General features: G+C 64.3%; 7 protein-coding genes. All 7 read left to right on the forward strand.

What is annotated here, in order from left to right; genetic code table 11:
* Positions 1 to 29 precede the first annotated feature (29 nt).
* The 7 genes from QMK32_RS07975 (at position 30) to QMK32_RS08005 (ending at position 19,029) form a co-directional block, all read left to right on the forward strand.
* Complete coding sequence (locus tag QMK32_RS07975; protein ID WP_283474192.1) at positions 30 to 704, forward strand: isochorismatase family protein; 675 nt, start codon at positions 30 to 32, stop codon at positions 702 to 704.
* Entirely contained in the window at positions 701 to 2,296 is a 1,596-nt protein-coding gene (locus QMK32_RS07980; RefSeq protein WP_283474193.1) for a (2,3-dihydroxybenzoyl)adenylate synthase, read from the forward strand. The genes QMK32_RS07975 and QMK32_RS07980 overlap by 4 nt, the downstream gene beginning before the upstream one ends.
* A gap of 2 nt (positions 2,297 to 2,298) precedes the next feature.
* Entirely contained in the window at positions 2,299 to 14,877 is a 12,579-nt protein-coding gene (locus tag QMK32_RS07985; protein WP_283474196.1) for a non-ribosomal peptide synthetase, read from the forward strand.
* A gap of 68 nt (positions 14,878 to 14,945) precedes the next feature.
* On the forward strand, positions 14,946 to 15,947 hold the full coding sequence (locus QMK32_RS07990) for an ABC transporter substrate-binding protein (protein ID WP_283474197.1): 1,002 nt from the start codon (positions 14,946 to 14,948) through the stop codon (positions 15,945 to 15,947).
* A 48-nt stretch (positions 15,948 to 15,995) separates the two neighbouring features.
* The gene (locus QMK32_RS07995; protein WP_256895633.1) at positions 15,996 to 16,223 is read left to right on the forward strand and encodes a phosphopantetheine-binding protein; all 228 of its coding nucleotides are present in this window, start codon (positions 15,996 to 15,998) and stop codon (positions 16,221 to 16,223) included.
* 26 nt (positions 16,224 to 16,249) lie between these two features.
* On the forward strand, positions 16,250 to 18,100 hold the full coding sequence (locus tag QMK32_RS08000; protein ID WP_283474198.1) for an SIP domain-containing protein: 1,851 nt from the start codon (positions 16,250 to 16,252) through the stop codon (positions 18,098 to 18,100).
* Positions 18,101 to 18,135: 35 nt separating this feature from the next.
* Complete coding sequence (locus QMK32_RS08005; protein ID WP_283474199.1) at positions 18,136 to 19,029, forward strand: siderophore-interacting protein; 894 nt, start codon at positions 18,136 to 18,138, stop codon at positions 19,027 to 19,029.

Raw genomic sequence — 19,029 nt, forward strand, 5'->3', positions numbered from 1 at the left:
AAACGAAACCAAGCGAGAGGAACGAAAAGATGGCGATACCGCCAATTGCGAGCTACACGATGCCCACCCGCGAGGAGATTCCAGCCAACGCGGTCGACTGGGAACTCGACCCGAGCAGGGCAGCACTTCTCGTCCACGACATGCAGAACTACTTCATCGATGCGTACCGCGACGCCCCCGAATTGATCACCTCGGTGACCGAGAACATCGCCGCGATCCGTACGCTGGCCACGGAGCTGGATATCCCCGTGGTGTTCACCATGCAACCAGGTGACCAACACCCCTCTCGTCGGGGAATTCTGGCGGATTTCTGGGGCCCGGGTCTCGGGTCCGGTCGCGACACGGAGGTCATCGAGGCACTGCGGCCGCAGTGCGGTGACATCGAGGTCACCAAGTGGCGGTACTCGGCGTTTCAGCGGACCGATCTGCGTGAACTGCTCGGTCATCACGGGCGAGACCAACTCATCATCACGGGCGTCTATGCGCACATGGGGTGCATGCTCAGCGCGGCCGAGGCCTTCATGTCCGATGTGTGCCCGTTTTTCGTCCTCGACGCGACCGCGGACTTCTCCCGCGAGGAACACCTTATGGCAGCGACCTATGCCGCCAAGAGATGTGGCGCGGTCGTCACTACCGACACGGTTACCGAATCACTGCGCCGCGCAACCGCTGTGGCTGCGGCTGGGGTTGGGGCGAGAAGTTGACCGTCGAGCCGCTGCTGCTCGACGGCGTCGTCGGTTATCCGGACGATCTCGCTGCCGAGTACCGCAGCAAGGGTTACTGGATCGATCGGACTCACTCGGATCTGTTGGCGCTCAGTGCCGCCGCTCATCCCACTCGCGTTGCGGTGGTCGACGATTCGCGCAGCCTGACCTACACGGAGTTAGCGAACCGCGTGGCCGTGGTCGCGGCCGAACTCGATGCACGTGGGATCCGTCGCGGCGACCGGGTGATCGTGCACATGCCGAATACGACAGAGTACGTCGAGGTGGTCTTCGCGCTCTTCGAACTCGGCGCATTGCCGGTGTTCGCGCTGGCTGCCCACCGTGCCGGGGACATCGCTCAGTTCTGTGCTGCGACGACCGCGGCCGGGTACGTCTGCGTCGATCGTTTCGGCATGACCGACTTCGGTGCCATCGCGGCGGAGATCGGTGCGGCCTTCCCCGATCTGATCACTGTGGTGGTTTCCCACGGTGACGCCGAGTGGGCAGGCGGCACACCGCTGCCGCGGCAGAATCGTTCCCTCGCATCCGATGTCGCGTTTCTTCAACTGTCCGGTGGCACGACCGGAACCCCCAAACTCATTCCCCGCACACACGAGGACTACCTGTACTCCGTTCGCGAGAGTGCCCGAATCTGTCATCTCGGGCAATCCTCGGTGATGCTTGCGGCGCTGCCTATTTCACACAATTTCACGATGAGTTCGCCCGGTCTGCTGGGAGTCCTGGCGGTCGGCGGATGTGTGGTCATGGCGCCCGACCCCAGCCCGGACACCTGCTTCGCTCTCGTAGAGCGTTATTCGGTGACACACGTGGCCCTCGTGCCACCGCTGCTCGTCGCCTGGCTGAACTCGTCTTTGCTCGGTGGTAGCGATATTTCGTCCTTGATCGGCCTCTGGGTCGGCGGCGCCACACTGTCGGCCGAGGTCGCACGCAGAGTCACCCCGGAACTCGGCTGCGCCTTGACTCAGGTTTTCGGGATGGCCGAAGGACTGGTCAACTACACCCGACGGGGCGACGACGAGGAGACAGAGTGCACCACGGTCGGTCGACCCATTTCGCCCGATGACGAAGTACTCGTCGTCGACGACGAGGGTCGCGCTGTAAGCGACGGTGAACCGGGCAACCTGTACACGCGTGGGCCCTACACGATTCGGGGCTACTACCGGGCGCCCGAACACAACAGCACCTCGTTCACCGCTGACGGCTTCTACCGCACCGGCGACATCGTGACCCGCGACGGACGGGGATACCTCCGAGTGGTCGGGCGAACCAAGGATCAGATCAACCGCGGCGGCGAGAAGATCGCTCCGGCGATGGTGGAGAACCATCTGCTGGCCCACGAAGAAATTCACGACGTCTCGGTGATGGGATTTCCCGATGATGTTCTGGGAGAGAAGATCTGTGCCTACATCATCCGCCGCGACCCCGAATCGGACTCACCGACCGAAAATCTGCTCCGGAAATTTCTCCGCACCGAGCGCAAGGTAGCGGCTTACACCGTGCCGGATCGCTTCGAGTTCGTGACCGAGCTTCCGAAGACCTCTGTCGGCAAAATCGACAAGAAAAGACAGTGAAGATGAACGAAGCTACGTTGCTACCGTTGACCGGCGCTCAAGTGGGAATCTGGAATGCCCAACGCCTCGAACCGGAGTCGCCGTACTACCTCGTCGGCGAAGTGCTCGAGATCGACGGAACAGCGAACGAGGTTCCGATCGATTCGGTCGCACTCGTCGAGGCCATCGACGCGACCGTCCACGAAGCGGAAACGATGCGACTGCGTTTCGTCGAGACCGAGGACGGGCCCCGGCAATGGATAGCCGATGCAGATGCGGTGTCGGTACCGATCATCGACCTGACCGAGGAAGAGAACCCGCGGGCGAGTGCCGCAGACCGCGTCCTGCAATGCAGGGCACAAGCGGCGGCGGAGTGCCGCAGCATGGTCGATCGTCGACTCTTCGCCTACACTCTGCTGCGCTTGTCGCCTACCGAAGTGTGGTGCGTTCAGCTCTACCACCACCTGATCGTCGACGGCTACTCGGCGGCAATGATCTCGCGTCGGCTGGCTGCACGGTACACCGCTGCGGTTGCGGGTACGGCATTGCGCCCCAATGCTTTCGGATCGTTCGGTGAAGTGGTGGACGAGGACGCGCGCTATCGTCGATCCTCGGATTTCGAGACCGATCGTCTCTACTGGTCACACAGACTCGAACCACTTCCGGAAGATCTTCGACGAGCAGGCTCCGATGACGGCCCGAGCGGGCGAACCCATTCGGCCACGACCATCGTCGGCAGCGACGCTATGGACCGAATCAAGGCGATCGCCGACGACTGTGGCTGCACGTGGGCGGACGTGCTGATCGGTGCCTACACCGGTTTCGTGACCCGTCTGCTCGGCACGTCGGATGTCGTGGTCGCATTTCCGATGATGGTGCGTACCACTCGGGCCTCGCTGACCACCCCCTCGATGGCCGTCAACGTTCTGCCACTGCGGGTTTCGGTCGACCTCGTCAGCGACATCTCCGCATTGGCGACGTCGGTGGCGACCGCACTACGGGAACTTCGCGAGCACCAGCGATACCGCGGAGAGGATCTCGTTCGAGACCTCGCCGCTCCCGACGCAGGCGCGATTTTGCACGGCGTCGGAATCAATCTCAAAGCGTTCGACTTCGAGCTGAACTTCGCCGGTGCGGTCGGGACGCTGCGCAATGTCGCGGGCGGGCCGCCCGAGGAGTTCGGTCTCACCGCTACCCCGATCGAGGGTGGCCGGATGTTGCTGGGATTCGAAGTGGACGCCGGTGAGGTGCCCGAGGCTCGCGTGCGAGCTCGAGTCGACGGGTTGTCCGCCCTGCTGTCGGCGCTGTGCTTGCCCGCGAGCCCCCAGCTCGGCCAGGTGGACTTACGCTGCGGGGGAATCGATCCGGCATGGGCCCCAGTCGCAGTATCCACACAGTCCGATCAGGGGTTCATACCCGATATGTTCGCGGCAATGGTTGCCGCGCGGCCGGACACCGTGGTGCTGGCCGAATCCGACTCAGTCACCACCGCAGCCGAACTGGCGGATCGCGTCTACCGGATCGCGCGTCTGATCCGGGACCGCGGCGTAGGCGCCGGCGACGTTGTCGCGCTGGCGCTTGCTCGATCCTCGGATCTGGTGGCAGCGATGTTCGCAGTCTGGGAGGCGGGCGCGGGATACGTCGTTCTCGACCCCGCATATCCCACCGAGCGGTTGAACGATCTGGCCGCGCGCTCGAAGCCGTCCCTGTTGATCTGCGAACGAGACGCGTCGGTGACCGAGATCGAGTGCGAGGTTGTGCAACTGGGTCTCGATCGGACAGTGCGTGAGCTGGAGTCTCTGCGCGGTGATCGTCTGGGCTCGCATGAGCTCGCGACTGCACGACACCCCGAAGACGTGGCCTACGTGTTATTCACCTCGGGTTCGACCGGAACGCCGAAGGGCGTCATGGTCCGCACGGGCGGGCTGAGGAATCTGGTCCAGCGCCACCGTCACACGCTGTACGCCGATGCGACTCTCCGGGCCGGAGGTCGACGCCTTCGCGTTGCGCACACCACCTCGTTCGCCTTCGATGCTTCCTTGGATCCGCTGCTGTGGATTCTGGACGGACACCGAATCCACCTGTACGACAGTGAAGTGCAGCGCGATGCGGAGCAACAGGTCGAGCGGTTCGCGGCGGACGGTATCGATGTGATCGACACGACGCCGTCGATGGCAGCGTTCCTCGTCGATGCAGGACTCGCACCCCTCGGCACGATAGTTGTCGGCGGTGAGGCCCTGCCGTCGAGTCTTGCCGCGCGGCTCGTCGCGAGCGCGGCGCAGGTCTACAACATGTACGGACCAACAGAAGCCACCGTCGATGCGATCGGTGCCCAGGTCGACGGGCCGACAGTGCGTATCGGTCGGCCACTGGAAGGGACTGCGGCGTACCTGCTGGACACCGCGCTACGGCCCGTTCTGGAAGGCGAGACGGGTGAGCTCTACCTCGCAGGCCCGCAACTCGCGCGCGGGTATCTCGATCAACCCGACGCGACCGCGGACCGTTTCGTGGCAAACCCGTTCGGTATCACCGGGGAACGCATGTACCGCACCGGCGACCTCGCTCGATGGGACGCCGAGAGCGGCTACGAATACCTCGGCAGAGCAGACGACCAGGTCAAGATTCGTGGACATCGCGTCGAACTCGGTGAGGTCGAAGCGGCATTGACGCACACCGTGGGCGTCGCCTCCGCGGTCGCCGTCGTCACCGGAATCGGTTCGGCGGCAAAATTGCTCGGCTACGTCGTTGCCGACAGCGACGTCGCCGATCTGGTCGGCGACCAGGTTCGACGCGATCTACTCACCCGAATTCCGGAACACATGGTGCCGTCGGTGGTGACAGTCCTCGACCGACTGCCGGTGACGGTCAACGGCAAGGTCGATCGGGCGAAGCTTCCCGATCCACAGCGGATCGGTACACCGACCTCGCGAACTCCGAGCACCGCCGCCGAGTATGCGTTGTGCTCGGTGATCGCCGAGGTCCTCGATCTGGACGAGGTCGCTCTCGATGCCGACCTGTTCACACTCGGGGGCGACAGCATCGCTGCGATCAGCATCAGCTCTCGCCTGCGTAGTCACGGAGTGCTGCTCACCCCCAAGGAGATGCTGTCCGGTCGTGATCTGGTGACTCTCGCCGAGACGAGCAGGACCTTGGCCACCGATATCGAAGCCTCGGTCGACGACATCGAGTTCGGACCGGCCCCGACGTCGCCGATCATGCGCAACGTTCTCGACCACAACCCGATCGAAACAGTTGCGGCGTACGCCCAATGGACCGCCGTCGAGGTGGACGACGCTCTCGATCTCGCTACCCTGCGCGAGGCAGTGCTGGCTGTGCTCGATCACCATCCTGCCCTGCGAATGATCGTTCGGGATCCCGCGGGCGTGGAAATTATCGAGACCGTATCGGGCGCAGAGGTCGAGGTGGCCGAGTACGGTCCCCTCACTGTTCGCGAGGTCGAGGGCGCACTCGCGAACTACGCCCGTATCGCGGCGGATTCGCTATCGCTCGAGAGTGGAAACCTGATGCAGTCGGACGTGATTCGGGTCTCCGATGGACCGGATGTGGTACTGACCGTCGTGCACCACTTCGCCGTGGACGCGGTGTCGTGGCCTGTCCTACTGACCGACTTCGTCTCGGCGTGCCGCGGACATGGCCTGGCTCCCCGCACTGGCACTTCGTGGCGGCACCGCGCACTGGATCTGGCCGCTCGCGGCACCGTGCACCGGTACCTCGACGAGGTCGATCATTGGCACACCGTGCTGGGTAGCGGCAACGAGCCGTTTGCCGGTGGGGCGCTTCGCGGCGGCATCGACACTCACGCGAGTGCGTCGATCACGCGGACCTCGGCATCGCCTGCCATCACCGGCGCCGTCCTCGACGACCTGTGCAGCAAATACCGGATGCGCCCCGACGAGATGCTGCTCGTCGCCTTGACGATCGCAGTTCGGGCCCACTGCGGCCGCGCACTGGCGGACTTCCCCGTCATGATGGAGGGCCACGGCCGCGATGCGGACGAACGCACCTCGGCCGGCCCGGGTTCGACCGTGGGATGGTTCACCACCGAATATCCGGTCTCGGTGCCGGTATCGCTCCTCGAGGACGAGAAGGTGCTGCGCGAGGCGCTGGCAGGAAGCGGCGTCGTGGCCGATCTCCTTCACGAGATCAAAGCGCGACGACAGCTCGGCCGGGACAACGGCCTCGGCTACGGGGTCCTACGATTCCTCGACGACGCGGGTCAGGCGCTCTCGGCCCTACCGTCGCCGCAGATCGTGCTGAACTACCTCGGTAAATCGACGTCGATGGCGGGCCAGGGATGGCGGAGCGTGTCCTCGGATGCATTCGGGGTCGTCGAACCACCGCTGCGTATGCTCTCGGAGGCGTTGGCGCTCAACGCTTTCCTTCGCGAAGGTCCTGCGGGGATGTTTCTCGAGTTCGAGTGGACCGCTGCGAGCGAAGTGCTCGACGCTGCAAGTGTGACCTCGCTCCAAGAATGCTTCGACGGTGCACTCGCCGCTCTTGCCGCGCATGCAGCATTGTCGCCGGGCGGACTCAGCGCAGTCGACTGCCCCGCCGTCGCGATCACCCAGGGACAGATTCGAGAACTCGAACTGCTGACCGGTCCGCTGGAGCGGGTGATGGCGCTCTCCCCGTTGCAAGAGGGGTTGCTCGCTCATTCCGCACGCTATGCCGATCACGACGTCTACACACTCACTGCGGTGGTCGACCTCGCAGGCGACCTCGACGCCGAGAGGCTACGGTGTGCGTTCGCGAGCGTCGTGGCCCGGCACTCGAATCTTGCAGCGGGCTTCCATTTCGACACCCTGGACACTCCGGTGCAGGCCGTGCCTCGCACGATCGACATCGCCTGGCGAAGTACCGATCTGCGTCTGCTGCCATCGGAGACCGCGGCGGCAGCCGCATCGCTGGCACAGCAACAGGCTGCCGGTCGCGTCTTCGATGTGCGCACCGGACCGCTACTGGCTGCGCACGTGCTGGCGTTGCCGGGGGAGCGGACCCAGCTGATCCTCAACGCACACCACCTGGTCACCGATGGGTGGTCCACTCCGATCGTCCTGCGCGAGTTGGTTCATCACTACAACCATGGAAGTCGGTCGCTTGCTCCGGCCGCGGACTACGCCGAGTTCATCAGGTGGCTCTCTCGGCGCGATCGCAGTGCGATGCGTGCAGCGTGGGAGAGCCGGTTGTCCGGGTTGTCGGAGCCGACGTTGGTGGCGCGAGGAGAGAGCACCGGCGAACACGCCGTAGCCACCGAGGTGACACTGTCTCGATCGCTGGGCAACCGAATTGCAGTCGCGGCCCGCGAGAACGGGTTGACGGTCAACACGTTCGTTCAAGGTGCATGGAGTGCAGTGCTGTGTTCGCTCGTCGGCCGCGCGGACGTCGTTTTCGGCACCACGGTGTCCGGACGACCCGCCGACCTGGCGCGGGTGGAAGAGATGGTCGGACTGTTCAGTACGACGGTTCCGGTCCGTATGTGTCTGGACGATCGCCCGCTTGCGCAGGTGCTCCGGGAAAGTCAGAGCGAGCAATACGACCTCGGTGATGCCGAGCACCTGCCATCGCCGGACATCGCCGCCTGCAGTGACGTCCCCAGTGGCACTGCTCTTTTCGACACACTCGTAGTGTTCGAGAACTACCCTGCGCTCTTCGGGGGCGAGGCGGTCGACACCGATCCCGACGCCACGCGGATCACCGCAGTGGGCAATCTGAGTCTGACCCAATTCCCGTTGTCGCTGCTTGCACCTCCGGGCGAGAGCTTCCGGCTCGTGGTCGATCACGATCCGACCGCCGTCGACTCGGCTACCGCTTCCGCCGTCGCAGCGGCGCTACCGAACGTCATCGAGGCCATGCTGGTCGGTCTCGATTCTCCCGCCGCCGATCTCGTGCCGTCGTCCGTGAACAGGCTGACCTCCTTGCATGCGGATATCCCTGCAGCCGTCCGTGTTCCGGCTATCGGTGTTCCAGCCTTCAGCGTGCCAGCGGTGGAGACCGTCACCGAGGTGTTGGCCGAGGTACTCGATGCCCCGTTGCAGCCCGAGGACGACTTCTTCGAGCACGGCGGCCATTCGCTGGCAGCGATGCGTGCAGTCAGTGGCCTGCGCAAGCGCGGAATCGTGGTGACCGTCGCCGACATCTTCGGTGCGCGCACTCCACGCGCGCTGGCGTCGCTCTCGCGCACGGTCTCCGTCGACCTCGTTCCGACTGCTGGGCAACGCAACGACGAGATAGCGAGCAGCGTGCCGGTGCTCTCGTCCGCTCAGGAGCGACTGTGGATTCTGCAGCATCTCGAGCCCTCCTCCCACACGCACGATGTGCCGGTGGTGCTGGAACTGTCGGGTCCGGTGGATCTCGACGCCCTCGGTGCCGCGTGGCGCGATGTGATCATCCGTTACCCGATACTGCGGACCTGCTATCCAACTGCCGAGAACGGCGAGCCCTCGGTAGTGGTCCTTGCCGAGGACGCGATACCCGCAGTGCTGACTCGTGAGAGTGCGCTCTCGCTCACTGACGCCGTCCGAGGTGAACTATCGAGCACCACAGCAGCATTCGATATCGAGAACGCCGCACCGGTACGAGCGGTTCATCTCACCGGGCCGGACTGGGCAGCACTGGTGATCGTGATTCACCACATCGCCGTCGACGGCGCGTCGGTGTCGCTGATACTGGGCGCCCTGGCCACGGCCTATCGCGGTCACCTGGACGGCACGGCTGTGCCGCCGACCGGGCAGGCTCCTGAGTTTGCGGAGTTCGCAACAGCCGATCGCGCCCGGATCAATTCGAGCGAAGCGCAGGAGGCGTTGCAGTACTGGAGATCGCACCTCGCCTCGCTGCCGGTCGAGTTGGAACTGCCGATGGACCGGCCTCGCCCACGACATCCCACACACACCTCGGTGTTTTCGACACGAGAACTGACCGACGCCATGGCTACCGCCGTCCGCGCTGCCGCCGTCCGCTACGGAGCCAGTCCACTGATGCTGATGGAAACTGCAGTGGCGTTGGTGTGGCAGCGGTTCGGCGCAGGAGAGGACATCGCGCTCGGCACGACGGTGTCGGAGCGAGAACTGTTCGACGACGGCAGGTATCGGGACACGGTCGGGTACCTGGTCAACACCGTCGTTCATCGGATCGATCTGGCGGGCAACCCCACGCTCGCGCAGGTCCTCGACCGAGTGCGCACGGTAGGGGTGAATGCGCTTTCCTACCAGCAGGTTCCGTTCGATCGCGTAGTCGATGCGGTAGCGCCCGCACGAGCGAACGGACGTCATCCGCTGTTCCAGACCTTCGTCGGACACGAGATCGGCGGCGAACCGGTTCGGTTGGGCGAGGTCGAAGCGAGACCGGTCGACCCGATCGATCCACCCGCCCGGATGGACGTCGTGGTGTGGTTGCGCGAACGCGGACCGTACACCGACATCCGACTCGGTGCCGACGCCGATCTGTTCGACGCGGCCACTGCGGCGTATCTACTCGACGAGATTTTCGCTGTACTCGACGTCGTGGTGCATCGCCCGGATACGTCGATCATCCAGATCGGTACAGACCTTCCACCCGCGGACGAGCCGAGCCGGAGTGCTGCTCCCCGTTCGGTCATTCAGCGGTTCGTGGAGCAGGTTCACACGAGACCCGAAGACGTGGCGATCATGGCAGGCGGGCGTGTCTTCGACTACCGCCACGTGGGTGCGCAAGTCGATTCGCTTGCGCGAGAATTGATCGCGACTGGGGTGGGCCCTGGTTGCGTCGTCGGTATCGCCGTCGAACGAGACTGGAATCTGCCCATCGCACTGCTCGCAGTGCTGCGATGCGGTGCGGCGTACCTCCCGCTGGACATCGACTATCCGCGGGAGCGGTTGCAGTACATGATCGATGATGCAGATCCGGTCTGTGTTGTCACCACCGCCGCCGTCGCCGACTCGATCCGGTGGATGCAGCTACCGCAGGTCGACGCGAGTGCAGCTCGCCCGTCCGAGCATGTTGTACTGCCGCCACCCCCGGGGCCGAGTAACCAGCTGGCCTACATCATCCACACCTCGGGCACGACGGGAAAGCCCAAGGGCGTCATGGTCACCACCGCCAACATGGCGGTGTTCGCCGATGCGGTGACCGACATGGGATGGGTACGTCCTACCGACCGGCTCGCGGCGGTGACCACCGTGTCGTTCGATATCGCAGTGCTGGAATTGCTGTGTCCGTTGACGGTCGGTGCGGCCGTGGTTCTCGTGCCACGGGCATCGGTGGTGGATCCGGCGAAGCTCGAGACGATCATCGAGGACTACGGCGTGAGCGTGGTGCAGGCAACACCGTCCCTGTGGCGGTTGCTGCTCGATTCCGGTGACCGTGCACGTCTTGCGCGAATGCGCGCACTCATCGGTGGGGAAGCCGTGCCGGCTGCCCTGGCCGACACTCTGACGGGCGCCTGCGCCGAGGTGTGGAACGTGTACGGGCCCACCGAGGTCACGGTATGGGCCACTGCGGACAAGATGACACATGGCAATCCCGTCAGCATCGGATCCCCGTGGGACGGGGTGCGAGCGCGCATTCTCGACGACATGTTGCGGCCGGTTCCCGAGGGCGCGAGCGGCGAGTTGTATCTGGGTGGTGCCCAGGTGGCCAGGGGATATCTCGGACGGCCCGGGCACACGGCAACTCGATTCGTCGCCGATCCGGAGCGAGCCACCGAACGTCTCTACCGGACAGGCGATCTCGTGCGTCGCAGAGGAGGACGCACCGAATACCTGCGGCGAACCGATGACCAGGTCAAGGTACGCGGATTCCGAGTCGAGCTCGGTGAGGTCGAGACGGCGCTGCGGACACTGCCCGGTGTTCGTGACGCGGCAGCCAAAGTCGTCGAGATCGCCGACGGCACTGCCCGCCTGTTCGGTTACGTCGTATTGGCGACTACACCAGAAGGCGCTGTGGCCGACATCTCTCGGATGCGCGGGGAACTCGCGGACATGCTGCCCGATCAGTTCGTGCCGCAGACGATCACGGTGATCGACCGCCTTCCCCGAACGTTGAACGGAAAGCTCGACCGATCCGCGCTTCCCGAACCCGAGATCGCAGCTCCTCCGTCAGTATCGGGAAAGACAGTGTCCGGAAAGGCAGTGTCGGAGAACACCGTATCGGCCGACCTGCTCGCGACGGCCGGGGAGATTCTGGGTATCGAGGTCGATCCGGCATCGAGCTTCTTCGAACTCGGCGGCGACAGCATCGCCGCCGTGCGGTTCGTTGCCGCCGCTGGCAAGCGAGGGGTCGACATCGCCGTCGCCGACGTCTTCGACGCGAGCAGTCTCACCGAACTTGCGGCCGGGGCGTCCCGCACGGAATCAGGGGCAGTCCCCGAGGCAGAAGGGTTCTCGGGTGAGCTCGTCGAGGTGGACGAGCAGGCCAGGGAAATGCTGGATGCGGCGTATCCCGGGTGGCAGCAGGTTCTCCCGCTGACGCCGCTGCAGCGAGGCATGTACTTCCAGTCGGTGACCGGCGGCAAAACCTCGACCGACAATTATCATGTGCAGCACCGGTTCACCTTCGCTGCGTCGATCGATCGACGTGCGCTCGGTGCAGCAGCGAATGCAGTGCTACGCCGGTATCCGAACCTGGGCGGCGCGTTCACCCACACCGCTTTTGCCGAGCCCGTTGCGATCGTCGGGCCCAGCACGATATCCATCACGGACATACATTGCGGCAACACCACACTCGGCACTATCGCCGCGGCCGAATTCGGGCGAGCCTTCGACCTCGATCGCACGCCGTTGATGCGGATGCTGATTGCCGTGACGCCGAGCGGTTCCGAGGAACTCATCGTCACCCAGCACCATCTGTTGACCGATGCGTGGTCGCAGGGCGTGATGTTCACCGAGCTGTTCGTGCTGTACGGGGTGGCGCGCATGACGGCCGGCCTGTACCCGGAGGAGTCGGACATGGCGTCGGCGTTGGCGCGGGTGCTCGATCCGCCGGCGGACTTCACCGATCACCTGCGCCGACTGGCTGAGCGGGACGTCGTCGGTGCTACCGACGCGTGGGCTCGATACCTGGGCGACCTCGCCGAGCCGACGTCGGTGGCACCTGCGCCCGACCGCGCGAGCATGGCACTTCCGCATCGGCGCACCCGTGCCATCGATGCCGACGTGAGTGCAGGAATCGTGTCCGCTGCCGCAACACATGGAGTCACCGTCTCGACCATGGTGACATTGGCGTGGGCTCTCACGTTGCGACGCTTCACTGGACGCGACGACGTGGTCTTCGGTTCCACCGTATCCGGGCGCGACCCGGTAGTGCCGTCGATCGATCGCATGGTGGGTCCGACGCTCAACACCGTCCCCGTCCGGGTGCGTATGAGACCTGCGGTACTGCTGCCGGAACTGTTGAAGGAGATGCTCGCAGAGCAGGGCGGGCTGATCGAACATCAGCATCTCGGGTTGGGCGAGATCAGCCGTGCGGCAGGGTTCGCCACCTTATTCGACACGCTGCTCGTGTTTCGCAACATCGGCGGCGACGCTGCCCGCGTCGAGGTGTTCGAACGTGCGGGTATCACTGCTGCCGAGGCCGACGATGCCACGCACTACGCCATGACCGTCGACGTCGATCCGCGAAGTCGCAGTGGCGCGATGGAAGTGACGATGGAAAGCCGTCCGGATCTCATCGACGATCGCACTGCCGAATCGTTGCTGGAAACCATGACCGAGATGCTGGGTGCGCTGATCGATTCGCGGACCGTCGCCGACACCGGCCGCCGGTTCGATGAACTGGAGCGGACGCCGTTGATCGCCGCTCGCGTCGCCGTTCCAGGTCCGGGGGAGCGCGAGGGCAGCATCGATGCGTTGCTGTCCGAGCGGGCTGCGGCGGCACCCGATGCACCCGCATTGACGTGCGGAAACGTGACACTGAGCGCCCGCGAGTTCGACGACGCTGTCACCGCGATGGCGCGATATCTCGCAGCGACGGGTGTCGGCGTCGGTGACGTGGTCGCCTTGTTGCTGCCACGTACCACCGAACATGTGGTGGCAATCTTCGCCGTGATGCGTGCAGGTGCAGCGTATCTCCCGCTCGATCGACAGAGCCCGGCTTCTCGGTTGCGGGAGATCCTCTCCGACAGCGGGGCTACGACCATCGTCACCTCGTCCGCAACTGCGGCCGCCGCCGTCGTAGCGGGGCTGGACATCGCGGTCGTGGATCTGGCCGATCCGGCAGTGAGCGACATCCTGTCCGGACATATTCCGGCGCAACCGGTGTCACCGGATCAGGTCGGTGGACCACGTCATCGAGATCAGTCCGCCTACATCATCTACACCTCGGGTTCGACGGGTAAACCCAAGGGCGTCGAGATCGGTCATCGCGGACTGACCTCGATGTATCACAATCATCGCGACGAGATCTTCGCGCGCACCGAACACATCGTGGGGGGCAGGCAGCTACGCATTGCACACACGGTGTCGTTTTCCTTCGACATGTCGTGGGAAGAACTGTTCTGGATGCTCGCCGGCCACCATGTCCACGTCATCGACGAGGATGCGCGAGCCAACCCCGTCACGTTGGTCGAGCACTATCGCAGCGTGGGAATCGACGTGGTGAACGTGACGCCCTCCTATGCAAGGGAATTGATCTCAGCGGGTTTGCTCGATGGTGAGCGAGCGCCGACACTGGTCATGCTCGGCGGTGAAGCAGTCCCGCAGGAATTGTGGACTCGCTTGCGCGATCAGCGTGAGGTTGACGGTTACGACCTGTACGGGCCGACGGAGTTCACGATCAATGCCATGGGCTCGGCGGTCGCCGACAGCGAGACTCCGTGCCTCGGAACCCCGGTGCGCAATGCTGTTGCATGGGTGTTGGATTCGGGACTTCGTCCAGTCGCGCCGGGTGCCGCCGGTGAGCTCTACATGTCGGGAGACGGTATCGCGCGCGGATACCGGGGTCGGGCCGGGCAGAGCAGTGCGGTGTTCGTGGCCGACCCGGTCGGGTCGGGTGAGCGGATGTACCGCACCGGAGATCTGGTCCGCTATCGCGAAGGCGGCAGGCTGGAGTATCTCGGACGCGCCGACCGGCAGGTCAAGATTCGCGGAATTCGAATCGAACTGGGAGAGGTCGAGTCTGCACTCGAAGCGCTACCCGGCGTGGCGAGAGCCGCTGCGAGCGTGCGGCAGCACGGTTCGAGCGCCCGGTTGATCGGATACGTGGTCACCGACGGTGCGCCGTCGGAGCGGGATCTGCGTGAGATGCTCCGGGACCGGGTTCCTGCACATCTGGTGCCCGCGCAGATCGTGGACATCGAGTCGATACCGCTGACCGTCAACGGAAAGCTCGATCGCGGTGCGCTCCCGGCTCCTCCAGTTCGACAAGCCGGCGAGAGCTTGCATACCGACAGCCAACGAACGGTGGCCGAGGTGTTCTGCGCGGTGCTCGGACTGGACGAGATCGGTGCAGACGACGGCTTCGCCGACAGCGGCGGCGACTCCTTGGCCGCCATGGCTCTGGTGTCGATGCTCACCCGAAAAACCGGCATCGCGGTGGATGTCAACGAACTTCTCACCCGTCAATCGGTTGCGGCGCTAGCGCAACTCGTCGACATAGGGCGAGGCGAATGAAGAAGTCCGGCCCGGCCGCGAACACCGCGTGCCGGTTACGATCGATGATCTCGAAAGGATCTATCTCAGTGTCAGATTCACAGTTTCGACGACGTGGTCTTCGCATAGTTGCGACCGCATCGGTGGCTTTCGTTGCGCTTGGGTTGGCTGCATGTAGCTCCGACAGTTCGAGCGAGGACACCTCGGGTACCGAGACGCGGATGGTCTCCACCGACAAGGGCGATATCACGGTGCCCGCCGAGCCGCAGAAGATCGCCGTGCTGTCGGCAGGCCTCGCCGGCTACCTGTTCACCCTCGATGCCCCTATCGCGATCACCGACACCAGGCTGCTCGGGGTGACGAATCTCGACGGCGGCTTCCCACCGCAGTGGGCGGAGAAGGCAGACAAGCAGGGCACGCAAGAACTGCCTGCGGGTGAAACGTTGAACATCGAGGCGCTCGCGGCGGCCGAACCCGACCTCATCATCGGTGGCGGCCAGGGAATCTCCGCCGTCCAGGCGAACGAATCCTACGATCAGCTCAGCAATATCGCACCGACGGTATTGATTTCGTCTTCGCTGGCAACGTGGCAGGAGCAGCTGACCGCGGTCGCCGAGGCAGCGGGTGAGAGCGAGAAGGTCGACGGTTTGCTGCAGGCGTACGAAGACAAGGTCGCCGAGGTGAAGGACTCGATCACCATTCCAGCGACGCCCGTGTCGTACTTCCTGTCGCTGAGCACCAACGAACCTGCGTTCATCCCACAGAGCGCCACCTTGCCCACTCTGCTTTCGGCCGTCGGTTTCGAGCCGGACGATGTGATCACCAAGGCGAACAACCCCGAACTGTACGGCTCGGGTGACTCGTTCATCATCAGCAACGAGCTGTTGGCGCCGGTAGGCAGTGCCCCGGCCATGTTCGTCGTTCCGGTCGCCGGACGCACTCTTGCAGAGCTCCAACAGGATCCGCTGTACGTTGGCCTGCCTGCATTCGCCGGCAACAAGGTCTACGAATTGCCTGCTACCAGCTACCGTCCGGACTACGACGGCGTGATGGCAACTCTGGACCAGGTCCAGGAGATGTTCGCCGCTTAGGACGATTCGGCCCGAAACCTGTTCACCGAACAACGAAGGAAAAACACTGTGCTCACCCGCGAGACCGTCATCGGTGATATCGCCACCGCCCTGGATCGGCCGCTCGGCTCGATCAGCGAGGACACCAACCTGCTCGACGAAGGATTGGACTCGATTCGCATCATGGGGCTTGTGGAACGATGGCGGTCCGCGGGTGCGCCCGATATCGACTTTCCGACGCTTGCCGCCGACCCGACCGTCGCGCATTGGATCGCCGTCGCACTCGGCGAGTACTGAAAATAATTGAGAGAGAGGGATTTTCGATGGTGGCGACTGTCCGCGAGGTCGAGGTTTTTCCGATTTGCATACGAGAACTGGACGTTCTACGGGTAGAGGACATCACCCCGGGAATGCGTCGAGTGATCGTCGGGGGTCCCTCGATGGATCGCCACGTTCGCGACGGCGTCGAGCTTCCTCCGGTACGTACCCGAGGTTTCGACGACGACGTCAAGATTCTGCCCGTCGACCCAGCGACCGGCACCCTGCCGTTCACGGTTCCGGTCAACTCAGACAACGGCACGGTCGACTGGCCGACAGGCTCGTTCCAGTACAGCCGGACGTACACCGTGCGCCGCTTCGACGAGGACACCCGCGAGATGGCACTGGACTTCGCGATGCACGATGGTGGGCTGGCGGCAGACTGGGCATTCGGAGTGCAGGCGGGGGAGAAGATCCTCATCGCCGGGCCCAAACACTCTTCTTCGCTGCCGCGTGACGTGGATTGGATGCTGATCGCCGGAGACGAGACCGCGCTGCCCGCCATCGCGCATTGCCTGGAGAAGCTGCCGGCAGATCTGCCGGCCACGGTGGTGATCGAGGTGGCCGAGCCTTCGCACCGCCAGGAACTCTTCTCCGCGGCTTCGGTGGACATCACCTGGCTGTACCGCTCGGAGAACGACGGCCAGTCGCGGATGGTCGACACTGTGCAGGCCGCGCAGTGGCGTCCGGGCCAGCCGTATCTCTGGGTCGCCGGTGAGGCGTCGACCATCAAACCGTTGCGCCGATGGGCCAAGCAGGACAAGCTAATCCCGAAGCAGTTCGTCGAGATCGCCGGATACTGGCGTTTTCGTGAGACGTCCGCGGTGGCTGCGGGCCAGCCGGTTCTCGATCCCGCAGGTGAGCCGAGCCCCGACGAACAGCTCCACGAAATGTCGGAACTACTGCCACCTTTCGCTATTCGTACCGCGGTGACTGTGGGTATCTTTGCCGCCGTCGACGGCGGTGTGGATACCGCGGATGCCATTGCAGCGGAATGCGCGACGCATCCGGGTGCGACGGCGAAGCTGCTGCGACACCTCGTGCTGATGGATCTCCTCAGCCACGACGACGGCCGCTTCACCTTGACCGAGATGGGATCGATTCTCGCCGATCAGGACACATTCGCCAGCCAGGCATTGCACTTCGACAAGATCCACACTCGTCTGGATCTGGCGTTCCTCGGATTGCTCGAATCGATTCGGACGGGGTTGCCCGCCGCCGCGCACAGTTTCCTCGACAAGAAGGCCGATCCGAGCTTCATCGAAGACTTCCACGAGGAGTCCGCGTTCGGAGCGGTGTACCGCGCCCCGGCCTTGCCGGAGGCGGTGGACCTCGAGGACGTGACGTCGGTCGCGATCTACGGAGAAGGCGCCGGGGTGTACGCCGATACGTTGGCTCGCGTGCATCCGGAACTGTCGATTTCTCTCGTCGGGCTTCCGGCCTCGAACGCCAGGAACCTCGGCGACGTCGCGGAGACGCGTCGGGACGGGATCACCCGCATCGACGCCAGCGAATTCACAGCTTTGGCAGCGCCGGTCGACTTGGCAATCGCTGTCGACGTGCTCGACACGCATCCGGACTCCGACGCTCTGCTGCTGTTGCGCACCCTAGGGGCATCCGCCACGCGAGTCGTGCTGATCACCGACCTACTCGACCCGTCGACGACCGACGATCACGACACCGAAGAGGATCTGCTGCGACTGTGTCTCTACGGTGCCGGGCGTCGTACCGAAGCGGAGGTGTGTGCGTTGGTAGCCGAATCCGGAGGTGGAGCCGCTCGGGTGGGGTCACTGGGGTGGGGGTCGACGGTGTTGGAGTTCGCGGCACCCTTGTACGAAAGCCACAGGGTAGGCTAGCCTACGGAAATGGTCATCGTAGCGAGGGCGAAGAAATGAGCGAAGGCGAGCTCGGCTTCTACTACGCCGACGTAGTGGGCGTGGAACAACTCACCACGCACATGGTGCGGGTGACGTTCGGCGGAGAACACCTGGCCCGGTACGAGGGCATCGGTGTACCGGACGAATGCGTCGCCGTCTACTTCCCGCGCAACGGTGAAACTTCCCCACCGCCGATGACCGAGGTCGACGGCGTCTGGTGGTATCACGGAATCGAAGACGTCCCCGAAGGTCGTAACTACACGGTCCGGCGGTTGAACAGCACCGAAGGCGAGCTGGTCATCGACTTCGTCGCACACGACGGGGGAGTCGCGGCCACCTGGGCGCGGCAGGCAACCGTCGGCCAACGGGTGCTGCTGGCGCGGCCGCGGTCCTGGTACCGCGTCCCGGCCGACGTTCAGTGGCAACTCCTCGTTGCCGACATGACCGGACTCCCAGCGCTCGGACGCATCATCGAGGAACTACCGGCCGGCATGAGAGCTCATGCCGTCGTGGAGGTGCTCGAGCGGGGCGACATCCAAAGTTTCGACACGGCAGCATCCGTCACCTACGACTGGCGCATCGGTTCCGGAAACGGTGACTGCGCAAGCGTTCTCGACGACGCTGTACGCAGCTACGAATTACCCGAAGGCGTCGGATACGTGTGGTTCGCCGGTGAGGCCGCATCTTCGCGCGTGGTACGCAAGTACTTCCGCAAGGAGCGAGGTTACGACATCGCACATTTCCACATCATCGGATACTGGCGCGCGCGGTCCGAACAGTGGCTCGAGAAATACAAGAAATACCAGGGCGAGGCACTGGCGCTCTATAACAGCGTCATCGAGGCCGGGCGCACCGAACAAGAGGCGAGCGAGGAATTCGACGCCATGCTCGAGCGCGTGGGGCTGTAG

It is taken from the genome of Rhodococcus sp. H29-C3, from assembly GCF_030063405.1.
Lineage (GTDB): Bacteria > Actinomycetota > Actinomycetes > Mycobacteriales > Mycobacteriaceae > Rhodococcoides.

Coding starts and splice junctions, on each gene's coding strand:
- QMK32_RS07975 (WP_283474192.1), top strand. CDS start 30: ATGGCGATACCGCCAATTGCGAGCTACACGATGCCCACCCGCGAGGAG.
- QMK32_RS08005 (WP_283474199.1), top strand. CDS start 18,136: ATGAGCGAAGGCGAGCTCGGCTTCTACTACGCCGACGTAGTGGGCGTG.
- QMK32_RS08000 (WP_283474198.1), top strand. CDS start 16,250: ATGGTGGCGACTGTCCGCGAGGTCGAGGTTTTTCCGATTTGCATACGA.
- QMK32_RS07985 (WP_283474196.1), top strand. CDS start 2,299: ATGAACGAAGCTACGTTGCTACCGTTGACCGGCGCTCAAGTGGGAATC.